Origin of the sequence: Streptomyces niveiscabiei (assembly GCF_001419795.1) — a bacterium.
Lineage (GTDB): Bacteria > Actinomycetota > Actinomycetes > Streptomycetales > Streptomycetaceae > Streptomyces > Streptomyces niveiscabiei.
This window is the reverse complement of sequence record NZ_LIRL01000092.1, coordinates 1-20,595: the sequence shown is the minus strand read 5'-3', so window position 1 is coordinate 20,595 and position 20,595 is coordinate 1. Positions and strand designations below refer to the sequence as shown.

The window sequence follows — 20,595 nt, the reverse complement described above, 5'->3', positions numbered from 1 at the left end:
TCGGTGCACAGGAGGACGTCCTCCTGTGCACCGAACCCCCGGACAACCGCCCCGACGACTCCCTGCGGGTCCACGTCCTGCCGGGCGAGGGCGGTGACCCGGCGGTCGCCGCCGCCGACTTCCTCACCGCGCAGGGCATCGACACCCTCGCCGTCGAGGAGCACCACCTCACGGTCGCCCGCCACCGCGCGATCCACTCCGTCGCCCCCCACCTCCTCCTCGCCGACCTCGCGGGCACGGTCGAGCAGCTGCGGATCGTCAAGGACGAGGAGGAGATCACCTGCCTGCGCGTCGCCGCAGAGATCGCCGACCAGGCCCTCGGCGAGCTCCTGGAGTCGATCCTGGTCGGCCGCACGGAACGCCACCTCGCCCTGGAGCTGGAGCGCCGCCTCGTCGACCACGGCGCCGACGGCCCCGCCTTCCCGACGTCCGTCGCGACCGGCCCGCACGCGGGTCTACGCGGCCACAGCCCCACCGACCGGCGCGTGGAGGAGGGCGACTTCCTCTCCGTCTGCCTGGGCGCGGCCTACCGCGGCTACCGCTGCGAGATCGGCCGCACCTTCGTCATCGGCACGGCCCCGGCGGACTGGCAGATCGAGCTGTACGACGCCGTCTTCGCCGCTCAGCGCGCCGGCCGGGAGGCCCTCGCGCCCGGCGTCGAGTACCGGGACGCGGACCGCGCGGCGCGTCAGGTCCTGGAGGCCGCGGGGTGGTCCGAGGGGCTGCCGAGGCTCATGGGACACGGGGTCGGACTGGAAATCGAAGAGGACCCGCAGCTCGCCCCCGCGGCCATGGGTAAACTGGACGCTTGCGTGCCGGTCACCGTCGAACCCGGGGTTCACCTCCCGGGCCGGGGCGGCGTCCGGATCGATGACACGCTCGTCGTGCGCCCCGAGGCGGACGGCGGACCCGAGCTACTCACCATCACGACCAAGGAGCTGCTCGCGCTGTAGCGCTTGCCCCGGGGTCGTCCACGTCAGTCCAGGAGATTCCGCAACCGTGGCTTCCACGAACGACCTCAAGAACGGCCTGGTGCTCAAGCTCGACGGCGGCCAGCTGTGGTCCGTCGTCGAGTTCCAGCACGTCAAGCCCGGCAAGGGCCCGGCCTTCGTGCGCACCAAGCTCAAGAACGTGCTGTCCGGCAAGGTGGTCGACAAGACCTTCAACGCCGGCGTCAAGGTCGAGACGGCCACTGTCGACAAGAGCGACATGCAGTTCTCGTACATGGACGGCGAGTACTTCGTCTTCATGGACATGGAGACCTACGACCAGCTGATGGTCGACCGCAAGGCCGTCGGCAGCGCCGCGAACTTCCTCATCGAGGGCTTCGAGGCGACCGTCGCGCGCCACGAGGGCGAGGTGCTCTTCGTCGAGCTGCCGGCCGCCGTCGAGCTGGTCATCGCCGAGACCGAGCCGGGTCTCCAGGGGGACCGCTCCACCGGTGGCACGAAGCCGGCCAAGCTGGAGACGGGCTACGAGATCCAGGTCCCGCTCTTCATCACGACCGGCGAGAAGATCAAGGTCGACACCCGTTCCGGCGACTACCTCGGCCGGGTGAACAGCTAACCGTGGCTGCTCGCAACACGGCTCGCAAGCGTGCCTTCCAGATCCTCTTCGAGGGCGACCAGCGCGGGGCCGATGTGCTGACGGTGCTCGCGGACTGGGTGCGGTTGTCCCGGTCCGACGACCGGCAGCCGCCGGTCAGCGAGTACACGATGCAGTTGGTCGAGGGGTATGCGGAGCATGCCGCCCGGATCGACTCGCTGATCTCCCAGTACTCGGTCGGGTGGACGCTCGACCGGATGCCGGTCGTCGACCGGAACATCCTGCGGCTCGGTGCGTATGAGCTGATCTGGGTGGATGCGACGCCGGACGCGGTGGTGCTGGACGAGATGGTTCAGCTCGCGAAGGAGTTCTCGACGGATGAGTCTCCGGCGTTCGTGAACGGGCTTCTGGGGCGGTTCAAGGAGCTGAAGGCTTCGCTGCGCCGGTAGGTCGTGGGGGGATCTGTGGTGGGGCGGCTGCGGCTGCGCCGTGGCTGCTCGCGCCCACGCGGCGGAGCCGCAAATCGATACAGCCCCGCGCCCCTAAAAGACAAAAAACGTGCCGCCGGGTGGCTGGAACCGAAGTGTTCGGTTCTGGCCAACCCGGCGGCACGTTTCTGCTCAGGCGTGGCAAGCGTTGTGGCCTGCTCAGCCTTCCTCGTGGGTGACCGCGCGGCGCGCGTCCGCGTCGAGGACGCCCCAGCTGATCAGCTGTTCCGTGAGGACCGAGGGGGACTGGTCGTAGATGACCGCGAGGGTGCGCAGGTCGTCCTGGCGGATCGAGAGGACCTTGCCGTTGTAGTCGCCGCGCTGGGACTGGATCGTCGCCGCGTAGCGCTGGAGGGGGCCCGCCTTCTCGACCGGGACGTGGGCGAGGCGCTCCAGGTCCAGGACCAGCTTCGGCGGCGGCTCGGCGGCGCCGCCCGGGGTGGTGCCCGGCAGCAGTTCCTGCACCGGGACGCCGTAGAAGTCCGCCAGTTCGGCGAGGCGCTGCACGGTGACGGCGCGGTCCCCGCGCTCGTACGACCCGACGACGACCGCCTTCCAACGGCCCTGGGACTTCTCCTCGACACCGTGGAGGGAAAGGCCCTGCTGGGTGCGGATCGCGCGGAGCTTGGCCCCGAGCTGTTTGGCGTATTCGCTGGACATATAGCTCCCGGCGCTGTGTCGACGCGGACGGCTGTGTTGCCGTGCCGCTCGGCTGGTAACTCATTGTGAGGTTACGCAGCGTGATTCTCCTGCGTCAAGCCGAATGGTCCACACCGACCCTTCCGTGGTATCGATGGCCGATTACTCCAGGGGGGTGATCAGGCCCGTCCCGGCGGCCTGCTACGGTTGATGGCGCAAACCCGACGTCCTTTAAGGTCCGTCCCGTGAGGCGGAGAAGGAGGTCCCTTCCGTATGGACATCCGATCGTCCGATGCGCGGCCCGTTCTCGAAGGCCCCGACATCGCGCGGGTACTGACCCGCATCGCCCACGAGATCGTCGAGCGCGCCAAGGGCGCCGACGACGTGGTCCTCCTCGGCATCCCGACCCGCGGCGTCTTCCTCGCCCGTCGGCTGGCCGAGAAACTCGAAGAGATCACCGAGCGCCCGATCCCGGTCGGCTCGCTGGACATCACGATGTACCGCGACGACCTGCGCATGCACCCCCCGCGCGCGCTGGCCCGCACGGAGATCCCCGGCGACGGCATCGACGGCCGCCTCGTGGTCCTCGTCGACGACGTGCTCTTCTCCGGCCGCACGATCCGCGCCGCCCTCGACGCCCTGAACGACATCGGGCGCCCGCGCGCGGTGCAGCTCGCGGTGCTCGTCGACCGCGGCCACCGGGAACTGCCCATCCGCGCCGACTACGTCGGCAAGAACCTCCCCACGTCGCTGCGGGAGACGGTCAAGGTCCAGCTCGCCGAGGAGGACGGTCGCGACACCGTGCTGCTCGGCGCGAAGCCGGACCAGTAGCAAGCGCTGATGGCACGCCGCTCGTCGGCGTGCGCGCGCCTGCCCGGCTGTGCTTTCTGGGGGACACCCCCAGACCCCCGACTCCCGAAATGAACCCTTTTACGGAGCCTGACAGATGCAGCGTCATCTCATCTCGGCCGCCGACCTCACCCGCGACGACGCCGTCCTGATCCTCGACACCGCGGAGGAGATGGCCCGGGTCGCCGACCGGCCCATCAAGAAACTGCCCACCCTGCGCGGGCGCACGGTCGTGAACCTCTTCTTCGAGGACTCCACGCGCACGCGCATCTCCTTCGAGGCCGCCGAGAAACGCCTCTCGGCCGACGTCATCAACTTCACCGCCAAGGGCTCCTCCGTCTCCAAGGGCGAGTCCCTGAAGGACACCGCGCAGACGCTGGAGGCGATGGGCGTCGACGCCGTCGTCATCCGGCACGGCGCCTCGGGAGCCCCGTACCGGCTGGCCACCTCCGGGTGGATCGACGCGGCCGTCATCAACGCCGGTGACGGCACCCACCAGCACCCCACCCAGGCCCTGCTGGACGCGTTCACGATGCGCCGCCGGCTCGTCGGCCGCGACGCCGGGCTCGGCCAGGACCTGAGCGGCCGGCGGATCACCCTCGTCGGTGACGTCCTGCACAGCCGGGTCGCCCGCTCCAACGTGGACCTGCTGCACACGCTCGGCGCCCACGTCACCCTGGTCGCCCCGCCCACCCTGGTGCCGGTCGGCGTGGAGAGCTGGCCGTGCGAGGTGTCGTACGACCTCGACGCGGTGCTGCCCAAGTCGGACGCGGTGATGATGCTGCGCGTCCAGCGCGAGCGCATGAACGCGGCCTTCTTCCCGACCGAGCGCGAGTACTCGCGCCGCTACGGCCTCGACGGCGACCGGATGGCGCGGATGCCGGAGCACGCGATCGTGATGCACCCCGGCCCGATGGTCCGCGGCATGGAGATCACCGCCGAGGTCGCCGACTCCCCGCGCTGCACGGTCGTCGAACAGGTCGCCAACGGCGTGTCGATCCGGATGGCCGTCCTGTACCTGCTCCTGGGCGGCAACGAGCCCGCCGTCAGCCACGCCCGCGCCAACGCATCCGACGCATCCGAGGAGAAGTAACCCCATGAGCAAGATCCTGATCCGTGGTGCGAAGGTGCTCGGCGGCGAGCCGCAGGACGTGCTGATCGACGGCGAGACCATCTCCGAGGTCGGGGTGGGCCTGTCCGCCGAGGGCGCCGAGGTCGTCGAGGCCGGCGGCAAGGTGCTGCTCCCCGGCCTCGTCGACCTCCACACCCACCTGCGCGAGCCCGGCCGCGAGGACTCCGAGACCGTGCTGACCGGCACGCGCGCGGCGGCGTCCGGCGGCTACACGGCCGTCTTCGCCATGGCCAACACCTTCCCCGTCGCCGACACGGCCGGCGTCGTCGAGCAGGTCTACCGGCTCGGCCGGGAACACGGCTACTGCGACGTCCAGCCGATCGGCGCGGTCACCGTCGGCCTGGAGGGCAGGAAGCTCGCCGAGCTGGGCGCGATGCACGAGTCGGCGGCCGGTGTGACGGTCTTCTCCGACGACGGCAAGTGCGTGGACGACGCGGTGATCATGCGCCGCGCGCTGGAGTACGTGAAGGCGTTCGGCGGGGTCGTCGCGCAGCACGCGCAGGAGCCCCGGCTCACCGAGGGCGCCCAGATGAACGAGGGCGTCGTCTCCGCCGAGCTCGGGCTCGGGGGCTGGCCGGCCGTCGCCGAGGAGTCGATCATCGCGCGGGACGTGCTGCTCGCCGAGCACGTCGGCTCGCGCGTGCACATCTGCCACCTCTCGACCGCCGGGTCCGTCGAGATCGTCCGCTGGGCCAAGTCCCGCGGCATCGACGTCACCGCCGAGGTCACCCCGCACCACCTCCTCCTCACCGACGAGCTGGTCCGCTCCTACAACCCGGTCTACAAGGTCAACCCGCCGCTGCGCACCGAGCGGGACGTCCTCGCGCTGCGCGAGGCGCTCGCCGACGGCACGATCGACATCGTCGCCACCGACCACGCCCCGCACCCGCACGAGGACAAGGACTGCGAGTGGGCCGCCGCCGCGATGGGGATGGTCGGCCTGGAGACCGCGTTGTCAGTGGTGCAGGAGACCATGGTGGAGACGGGCCTGCTGGACTGGGCCGGGGTCGCCGAGCGCATGTCGTCCAAGCCGGCCCAGATCGGGCGGGCGACAGGCCACGGCCGCCCCGTCTCGGCAGGTGAGCCCGCCAACCTCACGCTCGTCGACACGGCATACCGTGGGTCCGTGGACCCCGCGGGCTTCGCCTCGCGCAGCCGGAACACCCCGTACGAGGGGCGTGAGCTGCCGGGCCGCGTGACGCACACGTGGCTGCGGGGCAAGGCCACGCTCGTCGACGGGAAGCTCACGTGACATCTGCACTACTGATCGCGGCCGGCAAGGAGTCGGCCCCGGTGACGGACTGGGCCGCGCGGATCGGCTGGGTCGTCGGACTCTGCCTGTTCGTCGCGCTCGTCTACTGGCTGATGCGCGAGGGCTGGAAGTGGCGCGGCACCCTCCAGAGCGACCTGCCGGAACTCCCCACCGCGCCCGAGTCGCCCGGCGAGGCGAGACTGACGATGACCGGCCGCTACCACGGCTCCACCACCGCAGGGCAGTGGCTGGACCGCATCGTCGCGCACGGCCTGGGCACCCGCAGCCGGGTCGAGCTGACCCTGACGGACGCAGGGCTGGACGTCGTCCGGCCCGGTGCCACCGACTTCTTCGTGCCGGCCGGCGCGCTGCGCGAGGCGCTGCTCGGCAAGGGCATCGCGGGCAAGGTCCTCAGCGAGGGCGGCCTCCTCGTGGTGACCTGGGCGCACGGCGACAAGCTGATCGACTCCGGTTTCCGCTCGGACCACGCGGCCGAGCACACGGACTGGGTCGAGGCCATCAACTCCATGATCAAGAACAACCAGACGGAAGGCGCCGAACGATGACGACCTCCACCAGGGGGACCAGCAAAGTCCCCGCCGTACTCGTCCTGGAGGACGGCCGGGTCTTCCGGGGCCGTGCCTACGGGGCCGTGGGGGAGACCTTCGGCGAAGCGGTGTTCTCCACCGGCATGACCGGCTACCAGGAGACCCTGACCGACCCGTCGTACGACCGCCAGATCGTGGTCGCGACCGCCCCGCAGATCGGCAACACCGGCTGGAACGACGAGGACGACGAGTCGTCCCGCATCTGGGTCTCCGGCTACGTCGTCCGCGACCCCGCGCGCGTGCCGTCCAACTGGCGCGCCAAGCGTTCGCTCGACGCTGAACTGGTGGCGCAGAGCGTCGTCGGCATCTCCGGCGTCGACACCCGCGCCCTCACCCGCCACCTGCGCGAACGCGGCTCGATGCGCGCCGGGATCTTCTCCGGCTCGCAGATCGCCCCGGAAGCCGACCTCGTCGCGCGCGTGCAGGCCCAGCCCCCGATGAAGGGCGCCTCCCTGTACGAGGAGGTCGCCACCAAGGAGGCGTACGTCGTCCCCGCGATCGGCGAGAAGCGGTTCACGGTCGCCGCGATCGACCTCGGCATCAAGGGCATGACCCCGCACCGCATGGCCGAGCGCGGCATCGAGGTGCACGTCCTGCCCGCCACGGCGACCGAGGACGACGTGTACGCGGTCAACCCGGACGGCGTGTTCTTCTCCAACGGCCCCGGCGACCCCGCCACCGCCGAAGGCCCCGTCGCCCTCATGACGGCCGTCCTCGCGCGCAAGACGCCGCTGTTCGGCATCTGCTTCGGCAACCAGATCCTCGGCCGCGCCCTCGGCTTCGGCACCTACAAGCTGAAGTACGGCCACCGCGGCATCAACCAGCCCGTGCAGGACCGCACGACCGGCAAGGTCGAGGTCACCGCGCACAACCACGGCTTCGCCGTCGACGCGCCCCTCGACAGGGTCAGCGAGACCCCGTTCGGGCGTGCCGAGGTCTCCCACGTGTGCCTCAATGACGACGTGGTGGAGGGGCTGCGGCTGCTCGACCAGCCCGCCTTCTCCGTCCAGTACCACCCCGAGGCGGCGGCGGGCCCGCACGACGCCGCCTACCTGTTCGACCGCTTCGTCACCCTGTTGGAGGGCCAGCGTGCCTAAGCGCACCGATATCCAGTCCGTCCTGGTCATCGGCTCCGGCCCGATCGTCATCGGCCAGGCCGCCGAGTTCGACTACTCCGGCACCCAGGCCTGCCGCGTCCTGCGCGCCGAGGGCCTGCGGGTCATCCTGGTCAACTCCAACCCGGCGACGATCATGACCGACCCGGAGATCGCCGACGCGACCTACGTCGAGCCGATCACCCCCGAGTTCGTCGAGAAGATCATCGCCAAGGAGCGCCCCGACGCCCTCCTGCCGACCCTGGGCGGCCAGACGGCCCTCAACACGGCCATCTCCCTCGCCGAGAACGGCGTCCTGGAGAAGTACGGCGTGGAGTTGATCGGCGCGAACGTCGAGGCCATCAACAAGGGCGAGGACCGCGACCTGTTCAAGGCGGTCGTCGAGGCCGTCAACGCGAAGATCGGGCACGGCGAGTCCGCGCGCTCGGTCATCTGCCACTCCATGGACGACGTCCTCGCGGGCGTCGACACGCTCGGCGGCTACCCCGTCGTCGTCCGGCCCTCCTTCACGATGGGCGGCGCCGGCTCCGGCTTCGCGCACGACGAGCAGGAGCTGCGCCGCATCGCCGGACAGGGCCTCACGCTGTCGCCGACCACCGAGGTGCTCCTGGAGGAGTCCATCCTCGGCTGGAAGGAGTACGAGCTGGAGCTGATGCGCGACAAGCACGACAACGTCGTGGTCGTCTGCTCCATCGAGAACTTCGACCCGATGGGCGTGCACACCGGCGACTCGATCACCGTCGCCCCCTCGATGACGCTCACCGACCGCGAGTACCAGATCCTGCGGGACATCGGCATCGCCGTGATCCGCGAGGTCGGCGTCGACACGGGCGGCTGCAACATCCAGTTCGCGGTCAACCCCGAGGACGGCCGGGTCATCGTCATCGAGATGAACCCGCGCGTGTCCCGGTCGAGCGCCCTCGCCTCCAAGGCGACCGGCTTCCCGATCGCCAAGATCGCCGCGAAGCTCGCCGTCGGCTACACGCTCGACGAGATCCCCAACGACATCACGCGGGAGACCCCGGCGTCCTTCGAGCCGACGCTCGACTACGTCGTCGTCAAGGCGCCCCGGTTCGCGTTCGAGAAGTTCCCGCAGGCCGACTCGACCCTGACGACCACCATGAAGTCGGTCGGCGAGGCCATGGCCATCGGCCGCAACTTCACCGAGGCGTTCCAGAAGGCGCTGCGCTCGCTGGAGAAGAAGGGCTCGCAGTTCACGTTCACCGGCCCGGTGGGTGACAAGGAGACGCTGCTGCGGGAGTCGGTGCGGCCCACCGACGGCCGGATCAACACCGTCATGGAGGCCATCCGCGCGGGCGCCACGCCCGAGGAGGTCTTCGAGTACACCAAGATCGACCCCTGGTTCGTCGACCAGCTCTTCCTGATCAAGGAGACCGCCGACGAGCTGGCGAAGGCCCCCGAACTCACCGCGGACCTCCTCGCCGAGGCCAAGCGGCACGGCTTCTCCGACCAGCAGATCGCCGAGATCCGCGGCCTGCGCGAGGACGTCGTCCGCGAGGTCCGGCACGCGCTCGGTGTCCGCCCGGTCTACAAGACGGTCGACACCTGCGCCGCCGAGTTCGCCGCGCAGACCCCGTACTTCTACTCGTCCTACGACGAGGAGACCGAGGTCGCCCCGCGCGAGAAGCCGGCCGTCATCATCCTCGGCTCGGGTCCCAACCGCATCGGGCAGGGCATCGAGTTCGACTACTCCTGCGTGCACGCCTCCTTCGCGCTGTCCGACGCCGGGTACGAGACCGTGATGGTCAACTGCAACCCCGAGACCGTCTCCACCGACTACGACACCTCCGACCGGCTCTACTTCGAGCCGCTCACCCTGGAGGACGTCCTGGAGATCGTCCACGCGGAGACGCAGGCCGGGCCCGTCGCGGGCGTCGTCGTCCAGCTCGGCGGGCAGACGCCGCTGGGCCTCGCGCAGGCGCTCAAGGACAACGGCGTACCGATCGTCGGCACGCCCCCCGAGGCGATCCACGCCGCCGAGGACCGGGGCGCCTTCGGGCAGGTCCTCGCCGACGCGGGCCTCCCGGCCCCCAAGCACGGCACGGCGACCACCTTCGCGGGCGCCAAGGCCATCGCCGACGAGATCGGCTACCCCGTCCTCGTGCGGCCCTCGTACGTCCTGGGCGGGCGCGGCATGGAGATCGTGTACGACGAGGCCCGCCTGGAGTCCTACATCGCCGAGTCGACCGAGATCAGCCCCTCGCGGCCGGTCCTCGTCGACCGGTTCCTCGACGACGCGATCGAGATCGACGTGGACGCCCTGTACGACGGCCGGGAGCTGTACCTCGGCGGCGTCATGGAGCACATCGAGGAGGCCGGCATCCACTCCGGCGACTCGGCGTGCGCGCTGCCCCCGATCACCCTCGGCGGCCACGACATCAAGCGGCTGCGCGCCTCCACGGAGGCCATCGCGCGCGGGGTCGGCGTCCGCGGTCTGATCAACATCCAGTTCGCGATGGCCGGGGACATCCTGTACGTCCTGGAGGCCAACCCGCGCGCGTCCCGCACGGTCCCCTTCACCTCCAAGGCGACCGCCGTGCCGCTCGCCAAGGCCGCCGCCCGGATCTCCCTGGGCGCGACCGTCGCCGAACTGCGCGCCGAGGGGCTGCTGCCCGCGCGCGGGGACGGCGGCGAGCTGCCCATGGACGCGCCGATCTCCGTCAAGGAGGCCGTCATGCCGTGGTCGCGGTTCCGCGACATCCACGGCCGGGGCGTCGACACGGTCCTCGGCCCGGAGATGCGCTCCACCGGCGAGGTCATGGGCATCGACTCCGTCTTCGGCACGGCGTACGCCAAGTCGCAGGCGGGCGCGTACGGGCCGCTGCCCACCAAGGGCCGCGCGTTCATCTCCGTCGCCAACCGCGACAAGCGCTCGATGATCTTCCCGGCGCGCGAACTCGTCGCCCACGGCTTCGAACTCCTCGCGACGTCCGGCACGGCCGAGGTCCTCAAGCGCAACGGCATCAACGCGACCGTCGTCCGCAAGCTCAGCGAGGGCGAGGGCCCGGCCGGCGAGAAGACGATCGTCCAGCTCATCCACGACGGCGAGGTCGACCTCATCGTCAACACCCCGTACGGCACCGGCGGCCGTCTCGACGGCTACGAGATCCGTACGGCGGCCGTGGCGCGCTCCGTGCCCTGCCTGACGACCGTCCAGGCACTCGCGGCGGCCGTCCAGGGCATCGACGCGCTCAACCACGGCGACGTGGGCGTGCGCTCGCTCCAGGAACACGCCGAGCAGCTGACAGCGGCACGGGACTAGCAGCCAGGCAGCCACAGGGGGACACCGGGAACGGTGTCCCCCTCCTTATGGGGACCCTCTGGGGAGTTATGTACAACCTGTTCTTCCGCCTGTTCTTCCAGCGCATGGACGCCGAGCAGGCCCACCACCTGGCCTTCCGGTGGATCCGCCTGGCCGCGCGCGTGCCCGTGCTGCGGACCTTCCTCGCCGCCGCGCTCGCGCCCCGCTTCAAGGAGCTGCGCACCGAGGCGTTCGGGCTGCGGATGCACGGGCCGTTCGGGCTCGCCGCCGGGTTCGACAAGAACGCCGTCGCGGTCGACGGGATGGCGATGCTGGGGTTCGACCACGTCGAGATCGGGACCGTCACCGGGGAGGCGCAGGACGGCAACCCCAAGAAGCGGCTGTTCCGGCTGGTGCCCGACCGCGCGCTGATCAACCGCATGGGGTTCAACAACGACGGCTCCCTGCGCGTCGCCGCGCGCCTCGCGTCCCGGGAGGCCGTGTTCAAGACGGTCGTCGGCGTCAACATCGGCAAGACCAAGGTCGTCCCGGAGGCGGACGCCGTCGCGGACTACGTGAAGTCCGCCGAGCGGCTCGCCCCGTACGCCGACTACCTCGTCGTCAACGTGTCCTCGCCGAACACGCCCGGCCTGCGGAATCTGCAAGCGGTTGATCACTTGCGACCGCTTCTCGCCGCCGTGCGCGAGGCGGCCGACCGGGTCGTTCCCGGGCGCCGGGTGCCCCTGCTGGTGAAGATCGCGCCGGACCTCGCGGACGACGACGTCGACGCCGTCGCCGACCTCGCCGTCGAACTGGGCCTCGACGGGATCATCGCGACCAACACGACCATCGCCCGCGAAGGGCTGCTTTCCGGGACGTCGCTGACCGGGGAGACCGGCGGGCTCTCCGGCGCGCCCCTCAAGGCGCGCTCCCTGGAGGTCCTGAGGCGCCTGTACGCGCGCGTGGGCGACCGGATCACCCTGGTGGGCGTCGGGGGCGTCGAGAGCGCCGAGGACGTCTGGGAGCGCATCCTCGCGGGCGCGACCCTCGTCCAGGGCTACAGCGCGTTCATCTACCAGGGGCCCTTCTGGCCCCGCGCCATCCACAAGGGGCTCGCCGCGCGCCTGCGCACGAGCCCGTACGCCACCCTCGCCGACGCGGTCGGCGCCGACGTGAGGAAGACGGCATGAGCACCTTCGGTACGCGCCTGCGCCGGGCGATGGACGAGCGCGGGCCCCTGTGCGTGGGGATCGACCCGCACGCCTCGCTGCTCGCCGAGTGGGGGCTCGACGACGACGTCGCCGGGCTCGAACGGTTCAGCCGTACCGTCGTCGAGGCGGTCGCGGACCGGGTCGCCGTCCTCAAGCCGCAGAGCGCGTTCTTCGAGCGGTTCGGGTCGCGCGGGGTCGCCGTCCTGGAGAAGTCCGTCGCCGAGGCCCGCGAGGCGGGCGCGCTGGTCCTCATGGACGCCAAGCGCGGGGACATCGGCTCCACGATGGCCGCCTATGCCGAGGCGTTCCTCTCGCCGGACTCGCCGCTGTTCTCCGACGCGCTGACCGTCTCGCCCTACCTCGGGTACGGCTCCCTCGCGCCCGCCGTCGCGCTCGCGCGGGAGAACGGGTGCGGGCTGTTCGTCCTCGCGCTGACCTCCAACCCCGAGGGCGGCGAGGTCCAGCACGCGGTCCGCGCCGACGGACGCAGCGTGGCGGCGACGATCCTGGCCCACCTCGCCGCCGAGAACGCCGGCGAGGAACCGCTCGGCTCCTTCGGGGCGGTCGTCGGGGCGACGCTGGGTGACCTGTCCGCGTACGACCTCGACATGGGCGGGGCGCTCCTCGCGCCCGGCGTCGGCGCGCAGGGGGCGACGCCCGCCGATCTGCCCGGCGTGTTCGGGGCCGCGCTGCCCCGGGTCGTACCGAACGTGAGCCGGGGCGTTCTGCGGTTCGGGCCCGACGTGAAGGCGCTGCGGGACGCCGCCGAGCGGTTTTCCGGGGAGATCCGCGAGGCGGTGGGATCGGCCTGACCGGCCGGTTCTCGCCGACTTGAGGATGGATACAGTCTCAAATCCGGGGAGTTTTGCGGCATATGTCCGGTCCCGTAGAGGCTGACCAGGACTTTTCCGCTGTTCTCGCTGACTCAGGCGGAGTTGGCCGCTAGTCTCCGACGGAGAGTGAACGGGCAAGCGTGTTGCTCGTCGCTCGCCAGGTGTGGGGCGACTAGGTTCCTCACCGGTCCGTATCCGACAGTTCGACATCCGAGGTGACGTAGGCGTGGCTCTTCCGCCCCTTACCCCCGAACAGCGCGCAGCCGCGCTCGAAAAGGCCGCCGCGGCTCGCCGGGAGCGGGCCGAGGTCAAGAATCGACTCAAGCACTCCGGCGCCTCCCTGCACGAGGTCATCAAGCAGGGCCAGGAGAACGACGTCATCGGCAAGATGAAGGTCTCGGCGCTTCTGGAGTCCCTGCCGGGCGTGGGCAAGGTCCGCGCCAAGCAGATCATGGAGCGACTCGGTATCTCCGAGAGCCGCCGCGTGCGCGGTCTCGGCTCCAACCAGATCGCTTCCCTGGAGCGTGAGTTCGGCAGCACCGGTTCCTGATCCCGGCGCCGCCGGGCAGGGCGTCCCGGGCACTCCGGGATTGCTGGAATAATCGCTGCATGGCTGCATCATTCCGGGGGACGACCCCCGAGCCCCCGGACGTACGTCCGCGGCTGACCGTGCTCTCCGGCCCCTCGGGGGTCGGCAAGAGCACGGTCGTCGCCCATATGCGCAAGGCCCACCCGGAGGTGTGGCTGTCGGTGTCGGCGACGACCCGCAAGCCCCGTCCGGGCGAGAAGCACGGCGTCCACTACTTCTTCGTCGGCGACGACGAGATGGACAAGCTGATCGCCAACGGCGAGCTCCTGGAGTGGGCCGAGTTCGCCGGCAACCGCTACGGCACGCCCCGCGCGGCCGTGCTGGAGCGGCTGGAGAACGGTGAGCCCGTGCTCCTGGAGATCGACCTCCAGGGTGCCCGGCAGGTCCGCGAGTCCATGGCGGACGCCCAGCTCGTGTTCCTCGCGCCGCCCTCCTGGGAGGAGCTGGTGCGCCGGCTCACCGGGCGGGGCACCGAGGCGCCCGACGTGATCGAGCGCCGCCTGGACGCCGCCAAGGTCGAGCTCGCGGCCGAGCCCGAGTTCGACGAGACGCTGGTCAACACCTCTGTCGAGGATGTGGCGCGTGAGCTGCTAGCCTTGATGGATGTGGTGTGACCGTTACGGTCACCAGCATCTTTCGGCAACCCAGTCTGAAACACAGTCTGAGATTCTTTCCCATCCACGGAAGGTAGAGCGTGTCCTCTTCCATCTCCGCGCCCGAGGGCATCATCAACCCTCCGATCGACGAGCTCCTCGAAGCCACGGACTCGAAGTACAGCCTCGTGATCTACGCGGCCAAGCGCGCCCGTCAGATCAACGCGTACTACTCGCAGCTCGGTGAGGGCCTTCTGGAGTACGTCGGTCCCCTCGTCGACACGCACGTCCACGAGAAGCCGCTGTCGATCGCGCTGCGCGAGATCAACGCGGGTCTGCTGACGTCCGAGGCCGTTCCGGACCCGGCGTAAGTACGACTGTCAGTTCGCGACTGACTTATCCACAGGCCCGGCAAGCAGATTGCCGGGCCTGTGGTGTGTCATGGGGTCGTACGGATTTCCGAGATCGCGTCGGGGAGTGGGGAATGACGGTGGACAAGCCCAAGGTCGTCCTGGGGGTCAGCGGCGGCATCGCCGCGTACAAGGCGTGCGAGCTGCTGCGCAGACTGACCGAGTCGGGGCATGACGTCCGCGTCGTCCCCACCGCCTCCGCGCTGCACTTCGTCGGCGCCGCGACCTGGTCCGCGCTCTCGGGGCATCCGGTCTCCACGGAGGTCTGGGACGACGTCCACGAGGTGCCGCACGTCCGCATCGGCCAGGGCGCCGACCTCGTCGTCGTCGCGCCGGCCACCGCCGACATGCTCGCCAAGGCCGCGCACGGCCTCGCGGACGACCTCCTCACCAACACGCTCCTGACCGCCCGCTGCCCCGTGGTCTTCGCCCCCGCCATGCACACGGAGATGTGGGAGCACCCGGCGACGCAGGAGAACGTGGCGACGCTGCGCCGCCGCGGAGCCGTCGTCATCGAGCCCGCCGTCGGGCGCCTGACCGGCGTCGACACCGGCAAGGGCCGCCTCCCCGACCCGGCGGAGATCTTCGAGGTCTGCCGCAGGGTCCTGGCGCGCGGGGTGCGCGAACCCGACCTCGCCGGGCGCCACGTCGTCGTCACCGCCGGCGGCACCCGCGAGCCCCTCGACCCCGTGCGCTTCCTCGGCAACCGCTCCTCCGGCAAGCAGGGCTACGCCCTCGCGCGTACGGCGGCGGCGCGCGGCGCCCGCGTCACGCTGATCTCGGCGAACGCGAGCCTGCCCGACCCGGCCGGCGTCGACGTCGTCCCCGTCGGGACGGCCGTCCAGATGCGCGAGGCGGTGCTGAAACACGCAACGGACGCCGACGCGGTCGTGATGGCGGCGGCCGTCGCGGACTTCCGGCCCGAGACCTACGCGGCCGGGAAGATCAAGAAGAAGGACGGACAGGAACCGGAGCCCATCGTTCTCGTACGGAATCCGGACATTCTCGCGGAGATCTCGCAGCACCGCGCCCGGCCCGGGCAGGTGGTCGTCGGGTTCGCCGCCGAGACCGACGACGTCCTCGCCAACGGGCGCGCGAAACTCGCCCGCAAGGGATGCGATCTGCTGGTCGTGAACGAGGTGGGGGAGCGCCGCACCTTCGGCTCCGAGGAGAACGAGGCGGTCGTCCTCGGCGCCGACGGCAGCGAGACCGCCGTACCCCACGGGCCCAAGGAGGATCTGGCCGAAATCGTGTGGGACCTGGTGACGCGGCGCCTCGAATGACGCTTGGATGCGCACCCCGGAACCACTGGAGACTCGGGCGGTTCGCGAGCGGCGGCTCTGGCCAAGGTCGACGGGCATCGGTCAGAATGCCCGTACCGCAGCTCACGGCGCTCCCGAGAGGCGAGACAGGTGGGCCGGTGGTGAGGCACGACCGATAAGCTGTTCCCGGACCACTCCGGGCGCAGCTCCCGGCGGGTCCGCCAATGATCAGCCAGCAGCCGCTGCAACCACAGGGAGCGTTGTGTCCCGTCGCCTGTTCACCTCGGAGTCCGTGACCGAAGGTCACCCCGACAAGATCGCTGACCAGATCAGCGACACGATTCTCGACGCGCTGCTGCGCGAGGACCCCACGTCCCGCGTCGCCGTCGAGACGCTGATCACCACCGGCCTCGTGCACGTCGCCGGTGAGGTCACCACCCAGGCGTACGCGCCGATCCCGCAGCTCGTCCGGGAGAAGATCCTGGAGATCGGCTACGACTCGTCCAAGAAGGGCTTCGACGGCGCGTCCTGCGGCGTCTCCGTGTCCATCGGCGCGCAGTCCCCGGACATCGCGCAGGGTGTCGACACGGCGTACGAGTCCCGCGTCGAGGGCGACGAAGATGAGCTCGACAAGCAGGGCGCCGGCGACCAGGGCCTGATGTTCGGCTACGCGTCCGACGAGACGCCGACCCTCATGCCGCTGCCGATCTTCCTCGCGCACCGCCTCTCCAAGCGCCTCTCGGACGTCCGCAAGAACGGGACCATCCCCTACCTGCGGCCCGACGGGAAGACCCAGGTCACCATCGAGTACGACGGCGACAAGGCCGTCCGCCTCGACACGGTCGTCGTCTCCTCGCAGCACGCCTCCGACATCGACCTGGAGTCCCTCCTCGCGCCCGACATCCGCGAGTTCGTGGTCGAGCCCGAGCTGAAGGCCCTCCTCGACGACGGCATCAAGCTCGACACCGAGAACTACCGCCTCCTGGTCAACCCGACCGGCCGCTTCGAGATCGGCGGCCCCATGGGCGACGCCGGCCTCACCGGCCGCAAGATCATCATCGACACGTACGGCGGCTTCGCCCGCCACGGCGGCGGCGCCTTCTCCGGCAAGGACCCGTCCAAGGTCGACCGCTCCGCCGCGTACGCGATGCGCTGGGTCGCCAAGAACGTCGTCGCCGCGGGCCTCGCCTCCCGCTGCGAGGTCCAGGTCGCGTACGCCATCGGCAAGGCCGAGCCCGTCGGTCTCTTCGTCGAGACCTTCGGCACCCAGAAGGTCGACATCGACCGGATCGAGAAGGCCATCGACGAGGTCTTCGACCTCCGTCCCGCCGCGATCATCCGCGACCTCGACCTGCTGCGCCCCATCTACGCGCAGACCGCCGCGTACGGGCACTTCGGGCGCGAGCTGCCGGACTTCACGTGGGAGCGGACGGACCGGGTGGAGGCGCTGAAGAAGGCCGCGGGGCTGTAGGCGAGCCCTGCCCATGCCGTCGAGGCCCGGCGTCCCCGGAAGGGGGACGCCGGGCCTTCGGCATGCCTACGGCACGGGCGCGCCGTTCGCCTCGTCCTCGCCCGGCGGGTTCCCGTCGCCGATGCGACGGCGCAGGGCGTCCGCCGCGTCCGTACGCCCGTGCAGATCGGCGGCCTTCAGCAGGCGGGCGGCGAAGAGGTCCAGGTCCGGGTCGCCGGGGTGGACCCCGAACCACGCCAGCACGTCGTCCACGGAGAGCTCGCCTGCCGTCCCCTCAGCCTCCGCCTCAGCCTCCGGGGCGAACGGCCGCGGTGCCTCGTACCCGTACTCGTCCCGCTCGTGGTGCGGCGGCTCGACCAGGTGGTCGAAGGGCGGGGCGACGGCCTCGTTGCGGGCGGCGGCCGAGAGCTGGGCGAACAGGCCGATGCGGTCGACCGCGCCCGAGACCTCCTCCTCGTTGCGCGACAGCCACCACACCACCGCGCTGCCGGTGTCCTTGAGGACGTCGTCGCCGAGGTAGGCGCGCTTGCTGCGCTCGTAGTTGCGCTCGTGCTCCCAGACGTCCTCGTCCTTGCGGACGTTGGAGAGCTTGACCAGGCGTTCACGGTCCAGCTCGGGCAGGGAGACGGAGACGTCCACGGCCATCGCCATGACCCGCCCGGTGGGGTCGGTCCGCATGGTGGCCAGCGTCCCTTCCAGCTCGTGCTGCACCAGCGCGCTGCGCTCGGGCGGCTGCTGCGCGGCCACCACGCGGGCCCGCTGGACGACGGCGTCCATGGCGAGCCCGGCGGGGTTGACGGGCGGAGAGTCGTCCGGGACGTCCAGGAGCAGCCAGTGGACGGTGGCGGAGAAGGAGAAGTCGTAGTCGGCGACGGAGCTGGGCAGGGCGACGTGCCGGACCCGGACCTCCTGGCCGGGCGGCTCGGCCAGGTCGTCCGAAGGAGCGAGCAGACGGTTGGTGACCGCCGCGATGACCAGCAGGATCGCGGCGAACGTGGGCCAGGCCCACTGCGGCAGTTCGGCGCTCAGGCCGACGATGACGAGGATCAGCCCGAGGATGACGGTGACGAACAGCGTCATCGTGCGGTGTCCGGAACTCATGAGGCCCCCGAGGGAAGTGGCGGTCAGGCGGAGCGGAGGGTGTACCCCTGGGCGACGTCCAGCAGATCCAGCAGCCGCGCCACGGTGGCGGCGCTGCCACCGGCCCGCTGCCAGCCCCGGGCGACGGAGTACAGCCGGCCCCCGGTCCGGGCGTCGTGGGCCACGGCGGCGGCGAGCACGCGCAGGATGGGCTCCTGGCGGCAGGGGTCCGCGCAGGCGTCGAGCCAGCGGACGGCGACCGGCTCCCAGGAGGAGCCGTGCAGGACGGAACTCCAGCAGGCGGCCAGGGCGTCCTGGACGCGCCGGTTTCCGGTCAGCCGCAGGGGATCGGCGAGGTCGAGGAAGAGCCTGCGGTCCGCCTCCCCCTTGGCATGGGTGAAGCTGCCCCGGCGGTGCTGCCGGGGAGGCTCTCCGGTGCGCGGCGCCAGAGCGTTGCGCAGCCGTTCCAGGAGGAGCCGGTAGAGGCGGTCGTCGGAGCGGGCCAGGGTCAGGAGTGCCTGGTGGGCCAGGTCGCCGACGCGGCCGTAGGAACGGCGGTCCAGGTGGTGCAGGCGGACCAGGGCCTGGTCGGGATGCGAGGCGGCCATGGTCTGGGAGCAGACGGCGATCAGGGCTTCGCGCAGGTGGGCCGGGATCTCGTGCGAGAGGGACCACTCGTAGATCTTCTGCCGGAAGTACCTGCCGTGCTTCCCGTTCTCCAGGCCCTCGGCGAGCGCCTGGGCCGCCTCCGGGACCAGATCCTCCCCGCCGGTGCGGCCCCACTCCTCGGCCAGGACGGTCAGATCCTCCTGCCGGTCCACCCGCAGTACCTCGGTGGCGAACCGGCCGACGGCGGCCTCCCGTACCTCGGGCGGCGCGGCGGCGGCACTGTCCCGGAACCAGTCGCGCAGCCGGTGGCGGATGTCGGGGAAGTAGGTCCAGAAGTGCTCGCGCGCGGCCCGGTCGTACTCCGCCTCCTTGAAGTGCACCAGGCCGTGCGCGCCCGCCTCCGCGCCGATCCCGGCCAGTTCCTCGAACAGGTCCGTCCGGTCCAGCCGGGGGGTCTCGTCCGGTGGATGGCTGAGGATCCTCAGCAGGCCGTTGGCGGCGTCGAGCAGCACCTCGGGGGTGGCTTCGTGGAAGACCGCCAGGGAGAGCAGCAGGGCGCGTTCCCGGCCGCTGCGCGCCGCCGCGAGGGCGACAGCCGTACGCGCCTGCCGGTCCTGGGCGCTGTCGGCCAGCGCGGACGCCAGCCACTCGGGGAAGCCCCGGTCGGCCGGTGAGCGGCGCCACCGGTCACGGATCCGGTGGGCCAGCCTCGCCACGTGGTCGAGGTCGAACGCGGTCAGGGTCGACGCGAGGTCGGGGCCGGAGAGGTCCTCCTCGGTGAACGGGACGCCGTCGCACCGCAGTTGGCGCGCGAGCACCCGGAGCGGGTCAGGGCGGCTCAACTCGGCCTTCAGATGGCGCAGTTCGCTTCTGAGGAGATAGGCGAGAGAGTGCGGGAGCACGACGGCGAGCCGGGCGCGGCGGGCGATGAGCGTGGTGCGGAAGTCGGTCAGCGCGTCCTGGAAGGCGAGGTAGTGGGACTCCTCGGTCGCGGAGAGGTCCAGCAGGAGCCGGTCGCCCTCGCCGATGTCCTCGGTGTCGAGGGGCGGGCCCTCCTTGTCGTCCGAGGTGTCGGGGAGTTCGTGCAGGCTGCCCCCGGCGCCCGGCAGTTCGTGCAGCAGCATGACGGCCGCCGAGCGCCGGCCGGAGCCGGACGGGCCGTCGAGGAGCACGGTGTGCTCCCGGTCCAGCAGCAGCCGTGCGTCTCTCAGACCGGTCGGGGGGACGAAGCGTTCGGCGAGGTGCGCGCGGTCGGGTTCGGCGATCGAGCGGGGGCGGGGCCTGGAGCGCAGCCGGGATTCGGCCGCCGCGTAGAAGATGTTGTTGTACTGAGGGCCGGGCCCGCTGTTCATCGGGCCATGAGCGGTCCCGACATGCGTGTCGGTCACCGTCCCTCGCCCCCGCGCGGGGTCCGCGTGCCGAAGCCCATGCGGATACCGCCCGCGTTGTCGCCGGCGACGTAGTTGTTGCCGTCGCCGGTGATGTGGGGGGCGTTGTACTGAGGGCCGGAGCCGGTGTTCATGGGGCCGTGGGCGTCGTTGACGTAGGTGCCGACGTTGCCGGCGACGTTGCCGATACCGCCGCGCTGGTGGTCGTTGCGTACGGCCGGGGGCTGCTCCGGGGCGGGCCGCTGTTCGGCGGGGCGGG

Annotated in this window: 19 protein-coding genes and 1 pseudogene; 16 read left to right on the top strand and 4 right to left on the bottom strand. The window is 70.9% G+C overall.

Going from position 1 to position 20,595, the window contains the following annotated elements; translation table 11 throughout:
- The 3 genes from AOK24_RS05725 to nusB form a co-directional block, all read left to right on the top strand.
- Positions 1-953 (top strand): M24 family metallopeptidase (locus AOK24_RS05725; protein WP_055718958.1); only part of this gene is annotated, 953 nt, incomplete at its 5' end.
- A 46-nt stretch (positions 954-999) separates the two neighbouring features.
- On the top strand, positions 1,000-1,566 hold the full coding sequence (gene efp / locus AOK24_RS05720; RefSeq protein WP_055718957.1) for an elongation factor P: 567 nt from the start codon (positions 1,000-1,002) through the stop codon (positions 1,564-1,566).
- 2 nt (positions 1,567-1,568) lie between these two features.
- Positions 1,569-1,994, top strand: coding sequence for a transcription antitermination factor NusB (gene nusB / locus AOK24_RS05715; RefSeq protein WP_055718956.1), 426 nt, complete (start codon positions 1,569-1,571; stop codon positions 1,992-1,994).
- Between the two features lie 198 nt (positions 1,995-2,192).
- On the opposite strand, the gene bldD is transcribed toward nusB, so the two are convergent.
- Entirely contained in the window at positions 2,193-2,693 is a 501-nt protein-coding gene (gene bldD, locus AOK24_RS05710) for a transcriptional regulator BldD (RefSeq protein ID WP_010357917.1), read from the bottom strand.
- A gap of 252 nt (positions 2,694-2,945) precedes the next feature.
- Here bldD and pyrR point away from each other — a divergent pair, with 252 nt between their 5' ends.
- The 13 genes from pyrR to metK all read left to right on the top strand — a co-directional run bounded on the left by pyrR (position 2,946) and on the right by metK (position 17,259).
- The gene (gene pyrR, locus AOK24_RS05705) at positions 2,946-3,503 is read left to right on the top strand and encodes a bifunctional pyr operon transcriptional regulator/uracil phosphoribosyltransferase PyrR (protein ID WP_010357918.1); all 558 of its coding nucleotides are present in this window, start codon (positions 2,946-2,948) and stop codon (positions 3,501-3,503) included.
- Between the two features lie 115 nt (positions 3,504-3,618).
- Positions 3,619-4,614, top strand: coding sequence for an aspartate carbamoyltransferase catalytic subunit (locus AOK24_RS05700; protein ID WP_055718955.1), 996 nt, complete (start codon positions 3,619-3,621; stop codon positions 4,612-4,614).
- Positions 4,615-4,618: 4 nt separating this feature from the next.
- Positions 4,619-5,905: a dihydroorotase gene (locus AOK24_RS05695; RefSeq protein WP_055718954.1), complete on the top strand. Its 1,287-nt coding sequence runs from the start codon at positions 4,619-4,621 to the stop codon at positions 5,903-5,905.
- Entirely contained in the window at positions 5,902-6,471 is a 570-nt protein-coding gene (locus AOK24_RS05690) for a PH-like domain-containing protein (protein WP_079056687.1), read from the top strand. Before AOK24_RS05695 ends, AOK24_RS05690 begins: the two co-directional genes overlap by 4 nt.
- On the top strand, positions 6,468-7,610 hold the full coding sequence (carA, locus tag AOK24_RS05685) for a glutamine-hydrolyzing carbamoyl-phosphate synthase small subunit (RefSeq protein WP_055718952.1): 1,143 nt from the start codon (positions 6,468-6,470) through the stop codon (positions 7,608-7,610). The genes AOK24_RS05690 and carA overlap by 4 nt, the downstream gene beginning before the upstream one ends.
- Positions 7,603-10,911, top strand: a complete 3,309-nt coding sequence (gene carB, locus AOK24_RS05680) for a carbamoyl-phosphate synthase large subunit (protein WP_055718951.1) — start codon at positions 7,603-7,605, stop codon at positions 10,909-10,911. Before carA ends, carB begins: the two co-directional genes overlap by 8 nt.
- Before the next feature lie 68 nt (positions 10,912-10,979).
- Positions 10,980-12,080, top strand: coding sequence for a quinone-dependent dihydroorotate dehydrogenase (locus AOK24_RS05675; protein ID WP_055718950.1), 1,101 nt, complete (start codon positions 10,980-10,982; stop codon positions 12,078-12,080).
- On the top strand, positions 12,077-12,913 hold the full coding sequence (gene pyrF / locus AOK24_RS05670) for an orotidine-5'-phosphate decarboxylase (RefSeq protein ID WP_055718949.1): 837 nt from the start codon (positions 12,077-12,079) through the stop codon (positions 12,911-12,913). Before AOK24_RS05675 ends, pyrF begins: the two co-directional genes overlap by 4 nt.
- Positions 12,914-13,160: 247 nt before the next feature.
- A complete protein-coding gene (locus AOK24_RS05665; protein WP_003977346.1) occupies positions 13,161-13,484 on the top strand; it encodes an integration host factor in 324 nt (107 codons plus the stop codon).
- Between the two features lie 59 nt (positions 13,485-13,543).
- Positions 13,544-14,137 (top strand): guanylate kinase, encoded by a 594-nt coding sequence (gene gmk, locus AOK24_RS05660; protein WP_055718948.1) that lies wholly within the window; start codon positions 13,544-13,546, stop codon positions 14,135-14,137.
- A gap of 80 nt (positions 14,138-14,217) precedes the next feature.
- Positions 14,218-14,487, top strand: coding sequence for a DNA-directed RNA polymerase subunit omega (rpoZ, locus tag AOK24_RS05655; protein WP_010357929.1), 270 nt, complete (start codon positions 14,218-14,220; stop codon positions 14,485-14,487).
- A gap of 119 nt (positions 14,488-14,606) precedes the next feature.
- The gene (gene coaBC / locus AOK24_RS05650) at positions 14,607-15,809 is read left to right on the top strand and encodes a bifunctional phosphopantothenoylcysteine decarboxylase/phosphopantothenate--cysteine ligase CoaBC (protein WP_055718960.1); all 1,203 of its coding nucleotides are present in this window, start codon (positions 14,607-14,609) and stop codon (positions 15,807-15,809) included.
- A gap of 241 nt (positions 15,810-16,050) precedes the next feature.
- Positions 16,051-17,259, top strand: a complete 1,209-nt coding sequence (gene metK / locus AOK24_RS05645) for a methionine adenosyltransferase (protein ID WP_055718947.1) — start codon at positions 16,051-16,053, stop codon at positions 17,257-17,259.
- Positions 17,260-17,325: 66 nt separating this feature from the next.
- Here metK and AOK24_RS05640 read toward each other — a convergent pair whose 3' ends face one another.
- The 3 genes and pseudogenes from AOK24_RS05640 to AOK24_RS05630 all read right to left on the bottom strand — a co-directional run.
- Positions 17,326-18,360, bottom strand: coding sequence for a hypothetical protein (locus AOK24_RS05640; protein ID WP_133258268.1), 1,035 nt, complete (start codon positions 18,358-18,360; stop codon positions 17,326-17,328).
- Between the two features lie 23 nt (positions 18,361-18,383).
- On the bottom strand, positions 18,384-20,300 hold the full coding sequence (locus AOK24_RS05635) for a hypothetical protein (protein WP_055718945.1): 1,917 nt from the start codon (positions 20,298-20,300) through the stop codon (positions 18,384-18,386).
- A gap of 32 nt (positions 20,301-20,332) precedes the next feature.
- Positions 20,333-20,595 (bottom strand): annotated as a pseudogene (locus AOK24_RS05630) (TIR domain-containing protein); the annotation flags it as partial.